Here is a 12,509-nt window from a genome sequence, read left to right on the forward strand (position 1 = left end):
AGCTAGAGGGGATGAACAATCGCATCAAGGTGATAAAACGGATGGCCTATGGGTATCGAGACAACAGCTACTTCTTTCTCAAGATCAGAGCAGCATTCCACCCTAATATGCGATGAACCAAAAAAAAGCCGCGACGGGCGCGGCTTTTAAAAAAACAGGCTATTTTACTTACTGTTTTCAATAATATAGTCGACTGTCGCCTCAATTTCGCCATCAGAGCAGCTCATACAGGTTCCCTTTGGCGGCATACCGTTAATGCCATTTATGGCGTTAGCGTAAACTTCACCAATGCCCTTACTCATGCGATCGGCCCAGGCGGCCTTATCACCAATCTTGGGGGCGCCACCTGCACCTGTAGTGTGACACGCCAGACAATAGGTGCTGTATATTTCTTCGCCGGATTTACCCACTCCGTCACTGGACGCAGAGGCGCTGCCACAGCTACTGTCACCTTCCAGACATACTTGCCCGGCCGGCTTGATACGCTCTTCCATTTCGGCGCGCTGTTGGTCGGTGAGCGCCCATACCGATGCACTAAAACCTGCCAGAAGCACAAAAATCGCCGCCAGATTAACACTCACTGCCTTTTTCACTAGTACCGTCCTCAATGATGTGGCGGGAATGGCGCCGCCTTGGGAAAACTGGACGCGAATTATAGCGGCTCCGCCTCCGGTAGGCCACCCGCAAATAGATGCCCGTCAGATCTCAGCACAACAGCCGCGATGACATCGACCCAACGCTCGCTATTACCCAGCAACTCAATATCACCGTCAAAAGACGCGAACACCCTTCCGGTAACCACATGCCATAAAATGAGAGGAAAGGAATTGTCATACGCCCGTCACAATTAGCGGTGAGAATAGCGCCCACAGAATTTCCAAAAGCCGGGAGAGATATTCCATGAACCGCATGATTGCATTGATAGCCCTGACTGTAGCCACCAGCGTAAGCGTCGCCGACGACGCTGTACGACAGATCGAAGAAGTGGTCGTAACAGGCGCCGTTAGAGCTAATGAAAACATTGAAATTGCCGCCATCGACCTGCCTGGCGATGCCGAGCTAATGGAATTACCGGTTATCAACCAGTAAAAAACGCTTTGACCGCACTGCGATTGATATAGGTTTTGACGGCTATTGCTATGTGTAGCGATAGCCGCGCAGGCAACCCTGGACGGGGGAGCGGCCAAAAGCACCTATCGCGGGGTTCTGGGAAACGTCAAATACACTGGTCTATCAGCCAAATTTCACTCAGGCGTTAGACTCACTGTTATCGCCCCTGGAATACCGCCGGGCGTTTGTCCATAAAGGCCTGCACAGCTTCCGTAGCATCCTCGGTGGCCAAGCAGATATTTTGGGTTTTCGCCTCTAATGCAATTGTCTCGGCATAAGTGAGGCTGCTTGCGCTGCGCAACAGCTGCTTCACTTCCCGCAACGCCACAGGGGCTCGCTGTGCCAGCTCAGCGGCCCACTTGTGCGATTCGTCCATCAAGCTGCCTGCCGGCACCAGCTTGTTGGCAATGCCTGCCTCTAGGCATTCGTGGGCGCTGAGACGACCGCCTTCGGCAATCAGTTGAAATGCCCTCTGGTAGCCTAGATGGCGCAGAAGCTGCCAACTGGCGCCGCCGTCGGGGACTAATGCGATATTGGTAAAGGCCATCAGCAAGCTACCGGTATCGGCCATCACCACCAGATCGCAGTTCATCGCAAAAGCCGCACCAATTCCAGCCATTACTCCCGGCACAGCCGCGATAATTGGCTTTTTGAGCTCGGCCATCGCAGCCAGTATGGGCGCATACTCCTTCATCAGCTGGTCTTCGACAGTTTTCTGCTCGCCCAGCCCTTCTGCCAAATCTGCACCGGAAGAGAAAGCCTTGCCGGTGGAGCCCAATATGACCGTGCGTACATCGGCATCTTCATCCACAGCCATTAAGGCTGACAGCAGCTCTTTGCGCATTTGCACTGTAAAGGCGTTCAGCGTTTCTGGTCGATTCAGCAGAATCGTTGCCACATGCCCATCAACAGAATACTGCAGGGTGTCATAACCAGACATGGCCAGCCTCCTAGCGGTCGATATAAGGCACAAAGTTTTCTGAAAAGATGTCGCGCCCGACGATCAGTTTCATCACCTCAGAAGTGCCGGCAAAAATGCGGGTAATACGTGCGTCGGTATACATCCGGGAAATGGGGTACTCGTCCATATAGCCTGCGCCGCCGTGCAGCTGCACGCCTTCATCCACCATTCGGCACAGCACTTCACTGGTATAGAGCTTGGCCTTGGCCGCATCTTCAGCGGTCAACTCGCCGGCGTTGTGCGCGGCGACACAGGCATCAACATGGGCTTGGGCCACATCTATTTCCGTGCGCAGCTCGGCCATCTTGAATTGGGTGTTCTGCATATAAGACAAGGGCTTACCAAACACCTTCCGCTCCATCACAAACTCCCGCGTTACCTCAAACGCCTTCTGCGCTGAGGCAATAAAACCGCAGGCGCCAATCAAACGCTCTTCTGCCAAACCTTGCATGAGATAGACAAAACCCAGGGTCGGGTCGCCCAGTACATTTTCTTTCGGCACTTTCACATCGTTAAAAAACAGTTCGGCGGTGTCTTGGGCTTTCATGCCCATTTTTTTCAGGTTGCGGCCTCGTTCAAAACCTTCCATTCCGCGCTCCACCAGAAACAGCCCCATGGCATGCGGATTGTTGTCCGGGTCTGTCTTGGCGGCCACGACCACAAGATCGGCATTGATACCGTTGCTGATATAGGTTTTGGCGCCGTTTAACAGCCAGTGATCACCCATATCTTTTGCGGTCGCGCGCATACCGGCAAGATCCGAACCCGCATCCGGCTCAGTCATGGCGACCGCCAGAATGCATTCCCCAGTCACACACTTGGGTAGAAAGCGAGCCTTCTGCTCGTCGCTACCAAAGCGCGACAAGTAAGGCCCTACCAATCGGCTGTGCAGCGTATTGGTCCAGTCACCAGCATATACATTGGCGGTTTCTTCAATAATGATTTGCTCAAATCGAAAATCATCATCCCCCATTCCACCGTACTGCTCCTCCGGCCAGATCATCAGAAAGCCCTGCTCCCCAGCTTTGGTAAAGGCTTCACGGTCAACAATTCCCTGTTCACGCCAGCGTTCAACGTGCGGGGCAATTTCCTTCTCAAGGAATTTCCGGTAAGCACCTCGAAACATGTTCTGCTCTTCGGTGAAGTTGCGCTTTAGCATATTCTTATCTCCGCATAGGCGTGCGCAGAACCGCCCAAAGGGCGGCTCGCGTGAATCGTCGTCGGTGTGATTTCAGACAAACAGCTCGTCGTTTTTGGCTTTGTCGAGCAGCAGTTGCGGCGGCGAGAAACGCTCACCATACTTTTTACTCAGCTCATTGCAGCGATCCACAAACTGTTTCAGCCCATAGGTATTGATGAACTGGAAGACCCCGCCGGTATGGGGTGGAAAGCCAATACCCATAATGGAGCCAATATTGGAATCGGGCACATTGTTCATTACGCCCTCTTCGAAACAGCGCAGTGATTCAACGATCTGCCGAAACAACAAACGGTCTTTGATATCCTGCTGAGGCAACTCAACCGACGCGTCGTAGAACCAGTTATTTACCTCCGGCCACAAATGCTTGGCCCCACCTTCCGGATACTGGTAATAGCCCCCACCGTGAGCCCGCCCACCGCGACCGTATTCGTCGATCATTTTCTTTGCCAGGCGGTAGCCTGCATTGGCGGAACCGATCTCTTGGCCCAGACGCTTGTCTAATTCGCGATTGGTTTCGTTGGCTTTTACCGTAAGCTGCTGACTTACTTCGTCCTGCACCGCCAAGGGTCCTACCGGCATACCAATGGCCTTACCAAGATTCTCAATCAAGGCCGGAGCTAGCCCTTCTTCCAGCAGCAATGCGCCTTCGTCGATATAGGTGCCAAACACACGTGAGGTAAAGAAACCACGGGAATCGTTTACGACGATGGGGGTTTTCTTGATTTGCTGTGCGTAGTCAAAGGCTCGGGCCAGTGTTTCATCTGAGGTTTTTTCGCCTACGATGATTTCCACCAGCGGCATCTTGTCCACAGGCGAGAAGAAGTGGATGCCAATAAAGTTTTCCGGCTTTTCGGACGGTTCAGCTAACAACGTTATCGGCAGGGTTGAGGTGTTAGAACCCCACACGCCGTTTTCGGCAAGCTGCGGCTCCAGCTCGCGTGTCATCTGATGCTTGAGATCCACATTTTCGAACACAGCCTCAATTATCAGGTCGCAACCCTTGAGGTCCTCCGCATTGGCCGTGGCCTTGATCAGAGCGAGAATGCCCGCCTTCTTGTCTTCGGTCATGCGACCTTTCGAAACCGCCTTATCCAACAGCTTTTCACTGTAAGCCTTGCCTTTATCTGCGGCATCCTGACTAATGTCTTTCAACACCACTTCAATACCAGCTTTGGCCGACACATAAGCAATGCCCTGCCCCATCATGCCCGCCCCCAGAATACCGACCTTTTTAACCGCGCTTTTAGCAATGCCCTTAGGCCGACTTCCGCCGCCATTAACCTGATTCATCTGCATAAAAAAGGTCATGAGGTTTTTCGCCTGAGGGGTAGTGACCAGCGCTGCCAAACCGCGGCTTTCAATGCGCATGGCAGTGTTAAAATCGACTCTCAGGGTATTGGCCACCACATCGAGGATGCGCGCCGGGGCGGGCACCAGCCCACGGGTTTTCTGCATCAGCATGGGGATGGCACCTTGCACCATTTGCGCCACCTTAGGGTTGCGCATATCGCCACCCGGAATTTTAAAGCCCTTCTGATGCCAGGGGTTACTGGCCTCGGGATTGGCCTTCACCCATGCTTTGGCTTTTGTGATCATGTCTTCAGGTGAGTCTGCCAATTCTTCGATCAGACCAGCAGCCTGCGCTTTGGACGCGTTAAATCGCGTGCCTTCCAGCAAGGGCATGATGGCCTTTTCGACACCGAGCTTGCTCACCAAGCGAACTATACCGCCGCCACCCGGTAGCAGACCCAAACTCACTTCTGGCAGGCCCACCTGCACTGCAGGCGTGTTCAGTGCCACACGGTGATGACAGGCCAGACAGATTTCATAGCCGCCACCAAGCGCAGCGCCGTTAATTGCGGCGACCACGGGTTTACCCAAAGTTTCAAGTCGCGCCAGCATGGCTTTGATGTCTTCGCACATGACGAAGAGTGCCTCTTCCTCGCCAGGCTGGGCCTTAAGCATATTCTTGATATCGCCACCGGCGAAGAATGTTTTCTTGGCAGAGGTGAGCACCACGCCGGCAATACTATCGCGCTCCTTTTCCAGGCGCTCGATCGTGGCGCTCATTAACTCAATGTACTCGTCGTTCATCGCATTCACCGGACCACTCATGTCCATGGTGATGGTTACGATACTGTCGCTGTCTTTTTCGTAGTGAAATTGTCCAGTCATTGTTCTGTCCTGCTATTCGGTTATGTCGTTTGCATCTAATCTGCAGTGCGTGGGACGGGGCAAGCCTCAAACTCGCTCGATAATGGTCGCAATCCCCATACCACCACCAACACACAGGGTGATCAGGCCATAGCGCAACCCACGGCGCTCCAGCGCGTCCAGGCAGGTACCGGTAAGCATGGCGCCCGTTGCACCCAGCGGATGGCCCATAGCAATAGCACCACCGTTTACATTGATCTTTTCAAAAGGAACGCCAGTGGCCTTCTGAAAGCGCATGGGTACCGAGGCGAATGCTTCATTAACTTCGAACAGGTCAATATCGTCAAGCGACATACCTGCACGCTCAAGCACTTTGAACGCAGCCGGTGCTGGCCCAGTCAGCATGATGGTGGGTTCGGTGCTGGTTACCGCCGTGGCCACAATACGGCCACGCGGGGTGAGTCCCAACTGCTTGCCTATTGTTTCGCTGCCGATCAACACCGCTGCGGCACCATCGACGATGCCGGAAGAGTTGCCAGCATGGTGTACGTGATTGATCTTTTCCACTTGAGGGTACTTGCTCAGGGCGATATCGTCGTAACCCAACGACCCCAGAAACTCGAAAGAAGGTTTCAGCCCCGCCAGGCTCTCAACGGTTGTTGCAGGCTTGATAAAGTCGTCTTTTTCTAGAATGACCAGGCCGTTGTCGTCACGCACCGGCATCACCGAGCGGTCAAAATATCCCGCCTCACGCGCCGCAGCAGCCTTACGCTGGGACTCTGCAGCAAAAGCATCGACGTCTGCGCGGCTGTAGCCATCAAGTGTTGCGATGAGGTCTGCGCCAATGCCCTGAGGAACAAACGCTGTGTCAATCGCCGTTGCTGGATCTTCGCCCCAGGCACCCCCGTTGACACCCATAGGTACCCGCGACATGCATTCCACGCCACCGGCAACCACCAGGTGTTCCCAGCCCGACGCAATTTTCTGGGCTGCGATGTTCACCGCCTCAAGACCGGAGGCGCAAAATCGATCCAGTTGCACGCCTGCCACGGATTCGTCCCAACCAGCCTTCAAAACCGCCGTTTTGGCTACGCAGGCACCCTGCTCACCTACCGGCACCACGCAGCCCATCACCACGTCATCAACCTTGGCGGTATCCAGCTCGTAGCGGTCCTTTAGGCCATTGAGCAAGCCAGCGAGCAAATCCACTGGTTTAACTTCGTGCAGTGTGCCGTCTTTCTTACCCTTACTGCGCGGTGTGCGAACCGCATCGAAAATGAAAGCGGAATGACTCATTGTATTCTCCGGTCAGTTAACTGGCCGTAGAATTACTCGTCAGCGTACAACTGCCAATGACGCGCAATGACAGCCGATTGACAGTTTGTTACAGATAGATTGGCTTGGGCGGACGCTGCACGGACCTGAGACTAGCGGACAAGTTGCACAAATACCGGCTCAGGCGGCGCGGCGGCGCAGCTCTTTCAGGGCCGATAGCTGGTCGTCAAAGCGAAGTTTATCGATTGGCTGGGGAAGCAGGAATCTGGCGCCGAGTTGCTGGGCAAACCGCTCATCGTCTTCGGCGGCATTTTCTGACAGGAAAATAAAGGGGATGCGACGCGGGTACCCTCGGCGCGCCGCAAGACGAAGCGTGCGCAAACCCGATGTCGCAGACTGGCTATCTGCCAACAAAACCAAGTTAGGCTCTGGGCTCGAAAGCGGATCGGTAAATTTGCCAACACGCTCCAAATAGTCCAGCAGCTCCTCACCGTCATTCACCCAGATTTCGCGAAATCCGGGAATGCGCTTTCCGAGCACGCGATTGATCACAACGATGTCGCTGAGACAGTCGGCGGTCATCAAAACCAGAAAGTTGCTGTCGATAGTGGAATACGTCAAAACCTGCGCCCTGGCGAGTTTTGCTCCCAGCCTCGCTATATTGATTTACCTCCGCCTATTACCGCTTCTTCAGCGGCTAAACACTATAGGTATTTTTCCGGATGGGGTATGGCACGCCATCAAGGCCGGCGAAGAATAGCCTGCCATACTGTGACCTATTAATTACAATTAGGCCCAACCGAACCATGCTATTTCTGAACAAGTGGGGTAGAATTCCAGCTCTTTTGTATAGATCGTGGCTGAAATGGCGGCCCGCGTAGGGAGAAGTTATGCTTGTTTTGAATAGAACGCCAGGGCAGGTATTCACCATCGGTGATGATATCAGCATTACCATTGTATCTGTGAATGGCAAAAACGTCCGCGTTGGTATCGAAGCACCACGTGAAGTCACCGTATTGCGCGCAGAACTGGAAAAGCGGGCCGACGATTCCAAACCCCGGGACTGATCCACGTCCCGCCCCCCTTTTACTCCGCGAAAAATATCTCGAGATTGGCTGTGATCGTGGGCTCCGCGCCCCAGTTTTCTTCTCGCGGATAAAATACCTCTGGCGAGAGCCCCAGGAAAACCCAGTCTTCGTAGAGTTGGAACTGCCAACTTAAGCCGTAAAACACACCGTTGAGGCGTGGCACGGGCTGGCTCGCACCAATACCGCCGATGCGATAATGCAGTGCCGAGCGCTCAGACAAGATGCGTGTCAGCGTATAGACATTGGCAAATTCGAATACATTCAACGGGTCTTTATACTCGGCCTCAACCCAAGCATTGAAGATATAGACCTCGCCAAAGGGCCGCGACATGGTAAATTCGGTAGATTCGCTCCAGCGCTCGTCGTCGTCAAAGTACTCAACCTGCTGTCGAAACTGACGATACCAACCTTCACCGTCCTCTTCGCCCCACTCGCGCTTGATCCTGAATTTCACATAAGGCACCAGCGACGAGCGCAAGCGCACGCCACCGCTAAACTTACGCTTCCACTTGCGCTCTTTGTCGTCAGGGAAGAATTCCAGACCGGAAACAGAATTGTCTTTTTCAATCCGCTCCCCCTTGGAAACCGAGCGAACTCGCTCCTCGGCATCACTATCTTCATCGGAGCTGAAAAACAGTTTGAGCTTGTGCTCAGTATTGGGTAGATCCACACGCACGCGCAGCTTGGCATCGCTGCCGATATCGCCTTCAGCTGCCCAAGTTTGTTTCAGCTCAAGACGCAGCTCACTGTGGTTTTCCGACTCATAAGAGGCACCGTCTGAAAAATAGTTATCCAGACCGCGCCACATTTTGACGTAGCCTTTAGAAATCCAGTCACGCTGAATTTCCATCTGCTGCAAGCTGCGCACTATAAGATTGGGCTGACTGCTTTCGGTCTTTTTCGTCTTATCTCGCTGAGGTGCACCAAAATCAATCTCATCGCTCTCGGTGACTGGCGTCAGCTCCATCGCATGTATCGCAGGCGGAGCCAGCATACACACTGTGCATAGCAGCACCCATACCAGCCCGGTCGCGGACGCATGATTTCCCCATGAACTAGACAATACTTTCCTGCCACCAGCTTTTTTTACCTACTATAGATGGTTATACAGCGCACCGCTATTGGTCAATCCTATCTAACGGCACAGCTCGCTGGAAACGACGGCAACCTAGTAAAGGGACCTGCTATAAGGAAGCGGTACGCCAGGCCTGCAGTAGAGAATCACGCTGCGCCTCGCTGACGGCGGCCTGCCCCAACCAGAGGCTCAACACAATGGCCGCGCCCTGAGGATCGCCACTCAGAGACCCAAGCGGCCGATCATTCAGAGCCAACGTCAAGCCCTGCGAAGGTAACCAGTACACGGCATACCTGTCTCCAGGCTTTACCCCTTCGAGCCAATCGCAGAACGTATCAATAGCGGCACGGTGCCGCGCCAGCACTTCTTCTGGCCAGTGTTCAACCAGCAGATCGCGAGACATTTTTTCAAACCGCTCAGCACTGACCGGCACACCATATTCTATGGTCAAATATTTCGCGTAATCGGCCTCGAGAATGGAGTCTGGCTTCACCTGTGCCGGATCAACATAGAGCGCCACATCTGTAATTCGCTTCCACAACAGCGAGTAGCGCGCTTGTGCCACCTTTGAAAGAGTCTGTTCGCCCACGGTTACTGTCTCACCGAATGGGGCAGCATGTATCGTCGCCGCCAATAGCACGCCACATAACCCTGTCAAAACTCTCAACATCGAACGCATACCGCTCTCCATTTTAACCTGCAGTTCATACGCAATTTCGCATGAAAAAGATTAAATTAGCACCACGAGGCATAGTAAGGAAGAAGGGAGCGTATGGACTATAACGTTTACGGCCACACCACCAATGCACCTACACGCCCCAAAAAAATGGCAATTGCACAGCGGCTTAGCGGCGAAATACACACCAAAGTCTTAGCTGACAAAGAGCAAATCAGAAGCCTTTAACGCATTGATTGAGGTGCCTATAAGAAAGATAAGAAAGCAACCGAGCGCACGCAGTCGCACAGACCAGGGTTGAGCCTGGAACCCTGCGCCCAGAGCCGCCATTTTCAGGCACTTTCGACCAAGTCATCCTCGATACTTGTGGTGCTATCGCCCGGCAACAGAGTGTCACGCATGGACTGCCAAGCCTCCTGCAAGCTCTTTAGATACCCATCCGGATCGGGCAGCGCTTCGCGACAGGCGTTAATACCCAGAGTCAACGACCCTCCCCATCGCGATATGCTGTGAGTCAAGGCTGAGCCCGGCAATAACGGCGCCAACGCAAAGCTCTGGAGCATTTCGGCACCTGCAAAATACAGGCTATGGTCACTACCATACACACCATTAATATACGTGTTGTGCGCCAGAGGTGCCCGTACACCCAGACGGACATAACCACTACCCCCAAGTTTCAGTAGAGCCGGCAATAGCAATTCACTCGAATCGTTCAGTAACGCAAGGTCTGCTGCCGGGTCGCGCGCCCGCGCCGCCATATTTTCCTGCTGCAGCCGTCGCAAACGTTCGAGAGGCCGCTCGCAATCGCTGTGCAGGGCGACGCGTACATTACCGGCAGCACCCTTTTTGCTTGGCTTGTGCAACTCACCGCTCAATCGTTGCGGCAGCGACGCTATCAAGCTCTGCACCGGCAGCTCTCCTTTGCGCAATAGGTAATTGCGCAGGCCACCTCCAATTAGCGTTAGCACCACGTCGGCAAGCGTACTCCCAGGCACCTGCCCGCGCATCTGCTCGCAATCATGCAGACTGATCGGCAGGTGGCAAACCACACGAAAGGTGCTGGGAGAACAATTGAACCGGGTAGCCGGGAGAGGTGGTAATTCAGGCATATCCAGCGCCGCCTTGCGCTGGCGCGAATAGCGCGCATAACTGCGCCGCACAATCGAACCACCCGACCACCAGCGACTGGCATGATTACGCAGCGCTGAGGTTAGCAACTGCCCATTGCCCGGACGAATCTCACGGGTACAGACACTGCTACCGCCCGCTACCGGCAAGGTGGCATCGAGCGAGTGCATGCGCATCATCATTTCATTAAGGGTGCCATTGTCGGCTATGGCCCGATGCACTCGCATGATAATGGCAAAACTCCCCTTAGGTATGCCTGAAAGGCTGTCCAGCCCATCAATCACAAAGGCTTGCCATAAGGGCCGGTCGCGATGCATTGGTGTTGCCTGTAACCGGGCAATCTGCAGATAAAACTGATGCCAGTTGCCCGGCTTGGGTAACGCTATCTGCTGTAAATGACAATCCACGTCAAAATCCGGATCTTCAATCCAGTAGGGGTGGTCGAGCCCCGCAGGCACAGACAGTAATCGCCGACGGAAAACGGGAAACCGGGCTATGCCATTCAAAAAGGCTTGCCGAATGACGGGGAAATCGGTTTTGTCACTGGCTCTATAAATGCCTACGGACGACACGACCAGCGGCATAACCGATTGTTCTATAGCAAGAAAACTGCTCTGGATTCCATTGAGCTGTTCCATCCTTGTGCCTCATAGTTTAGCGCGTTGAAACCCGCATCAGACGGGGAAAGGGGGAGTAAAAAGACACTATAGGACACAGAGAGAATCCGGCGCGAAGATAGCGCCAAAAATACCATTATTTACCTTCTTGGTAGCCGAGCTTGCTTTGCCTGCACCCACCAGCCCTGCCGTATTGCAGGGCGTCCGGCTCTAATGATGGCTACTGAAGATTCACTGGCCGGTAAACTGAGGTTTGCGCTTTTCCTTAAACGCTTTAGGGCCTTCACGCGCATCGCGGCTCATCATGACGGCACCCGCCTGCTCCATTTCCAGCTGGAAGGCATCAGCCCAAGGCAAGGTGTGAGATTCCAGCACCGTCTTCTTAATGGCTTGCAGGGCCAACGGTGCATTGTCTGCCACGCGCTCAGCCAGCGCCTCCACATGACTATGCAAAACAGCGGCCGGCACAACGTCTGAGATAAGACCAATCTGGCGCGCTGTATCGGCGGCTATCGGTTCAGCCGTCAACAACAGTTTCATGGCATGCGCATAAGGCAGCTGCCGAGCCAGACGCACCATGCTGCCGGCGCCTGGCACGATGCCTGATTTGGGCTCCGGCAACCCAAATACCGCGTGTTCAGCGGCAACACGGATATCCGTTGCCTGAAGAATCTCGCATCCTCCACCCAGCGCCCGACCATTGATCGCCGCAATGACCGGCTTGTAGAGCGGCTCGCCTTTAAGCATCACCTTATCCATGATCATCGGATCGGCCAGCAGTTTCTCCTCAATCTCGTTTTCCGGCTGACGTGCGCCGGTCCACAAGGGAATTACACCGCCCAGATCGCCACCACAACAGAAATCCTCTTCGCCACTCGCGGTCAATACAGCCACCCGAATGCTGTCGTTGTTGCGCACTTCGTCCCAGGCTTCGGCCAGGCGCACAAAAACCTCTGCATTCATGGTGTTCTTGGCCTGCGGCCTATTCAAGGTTATCCAGGCAAGGGGGCCTCGCTGTTCGAATAATACGGCGCTCATGCTACGTCTCTTGCTATCAATGCGTTTTAAATCAGTGAGTGGCTAGCGGCTTCATATCGCCTCTCGTACACGCTCTACCAGTCCGGCCAATGCCTCACCTTGCTCTTCTTGCACAAAATGCCCAGCGCCTGGAATGGTCATATGCCAATCATTGGCGGCGCCAGGAATACGCTCACGAAATACGTC

The 12,509-nt window shown here is 54.1% G+C and carries 13 protein-coding genes; 3 read left to right on the forward strand and 10 right to left on the reverse strand.

Annotated elements, in window-relative coordinates; genetic code table 11:
• The coding region (locus ABYP39_RS13070; protein WP_372782944.1) for a transposase at window positions 1-116 on the forward strand (116 nt) is incomplete at its 5' end.
• Between the two features lie 48 nt (window positions 117-164).
• Here ABYP39_RS13070 and ABYP39_RS13075 read toward each other — a convergent pair.
• Window positions 165-593, reverse strand: a complete 429-nt coding sequence (locus tag ABYP39_RS13075; protein ID WP_372782929.1) for a cytochrome c5 family protein — start codon at window positions 591-593, stop codon at window positions 165-167.
• 307 nt (window positions 594-900) lie between these two features.
• On the opposite strand from ABYP39_RS13075, the gene ABYP39_RS13080 reads away from it, so the two are divergent.
• Entirely contained in the window at window positions 901-1,089 is a 189-nt protein-coding gene (locus tag ABYP39_RS13080) for a hypothetical protein (protein ID WP_372782931.1), read from the forward strand.
• 178 nt (window positions 1,090-1,267) lie between these two features.
• Here the strand turns inward: ABYP39_RS13080 and ABYP39_RS13085 are convergent, their stop codons facing one another.
• The 5 genes from ABYP39_RS13085 to ABYP39_RS13105 form a co-directional block, all read right to left on the reverse strand.
• Window positions 1,268-2,050 (reverse strand): enoyl-CoA hydratase/isomerase family protein, encoded by a 783-nt coding sequence (locus ABYP39_RS13085; RefSeq protein ID WP_372782933.1) that lies wholly within the window; start codon window positions 2,048-2,050, stop codon window positions 1,268-1,270.
• A gap of 10 nt (window positions 2,051-2,060) precedes the next feature.
• Complete coding sequence (locus ABYP39_RS13090; RefSeq protein ID WP_372749157.1) at window positions 2,061-3,230, reverse strand: acyl-CoA dehydrogenase family protein; 1,170 nt, start codon at window positions 3,228-3,230, stop codon at window positions 2,061-2,063.
• Between the two features lie 72 nt (window positions 3,231-3,302).
• On the reverse strand, window positions 3,303-5,447 hold the full coding sequence (locus ABYP39_RS13095; RefSeq protein ID WP_372749156.1) for a 3-hydroxyacyl-CoA dehydrogenase NAD-binding domain-containing protein: 2,145 nt from the start codon (window positions 5,445-5,447) through the stop codon (window positions 3,303-3,305).
• A 66-nt stretch (window positions 5,448-5,513) separates the two neighbouring features.
• Entirely contained in the window at window positions 5,514-6,722 is a 1,209-nt protein-coding gene (locus ABYP39_RS13100; RefSeq protein WP_372782935.1) for an acetyl-CoA C-acetyltransferase, read from the reverse strand.
• 159 nt (window positions 6,723-6,881) lie between these two features.
• On the reverse strand, window positions 6,882-7,322 hold the full coding sequence (locus tag ABYP39_RS13105) for a hypothetical protein (protein WP_372749154.1): 441 nt from the start codon (window positions 7,320-7,322) through the stop codon (window positions 6,882-6,884).
• A gap of 269 nt (window positions 7,323-7,591) precedes the next feature.
• Between ABYP39_RS13105 and ABYP39_RS13110 the strand changes: the two genes are divergently transcribed.
• Complete coding sequence (locus ABYP39_RS13110) at window positions 7,592-7,768, forward strand: carbon storage regulator (RefSeq protein WP_372749153.1); 177 nt, start codon at window positions 7,592-7,594, stop codon at window positions 7,766-7,768.
• A 19-nt stretch (window positions 7,769-7,787) separates the two neighbouring features.
• Here the strand turns inward: ABYP39_RS13110 and ABYP39_RS13115 are convergent, their stop codons facing one another.
• From ABYP39_RS13115 to ABYP39_RS13130, 4 genes are all read right to left on the reverse strand, one after another.
• A complete protein-coding gene (locus ABYP39_RS13115) occupies window positions 7,788-8,852 on the reverse strand; it encodes a hypothetical protein (protein ID WP_372782937.1) in 1,065 nt (354 codons plus the stop codon).
• 121 nt (window positions 8,853-8,973) lie between these two features.
• Window positions 8,974-9,555 (reverse strand): chalcone isomerase family protein, encoded by a 582-nt coding sequence (locus ABYP39_RS13120; protein ID WP_372750018.1) that lies wholly within the window; start codon window positions 9,553-9,555, stop codon window positions 8,974-8,976.
• 317 nt (window positions 9,556-9,872) lie between these two features.
• Window positions 9,873-11,306, reverse strand: a complete 1,434-nt coding sequence (locus ABYP39_RS13125; protein ID WP_372782939.1) for a wax ester/triacylglycerol synthase domain-containing protein — start codon at window positions 11,304-11,306, stop codon at window positions 9,873-9,875.
• 210 nt (window positions 11,307-11,516) lie between these two features.
• Window positions 11,517-12,323 carry an enoyl-CoA hydratase-related protein gene (locus ABYP39_RS13130; RefSeq protein ID WP_372782942.1) on the reverse strand — a complete coding sequence of 269 codons (807 nt, stop codon included), beginning with the start codon at window positions 12,321-12,323 and terminating at the stop codon, window positions 11,517-11,519.
• Window positions 12,324-12,509 lie beyond the last annotated feature (186 nt).

Origin of the sequence: Litorivivens sp. (assembly GCF_041625495.1) — a bacterium.
Taxonomy (GTDB): domain Bacteria; phylum Pseudomonadota; class Gammaproteobacteria; order Pseudomonadales; family Spongiibacteraceae; genus Litorivivens.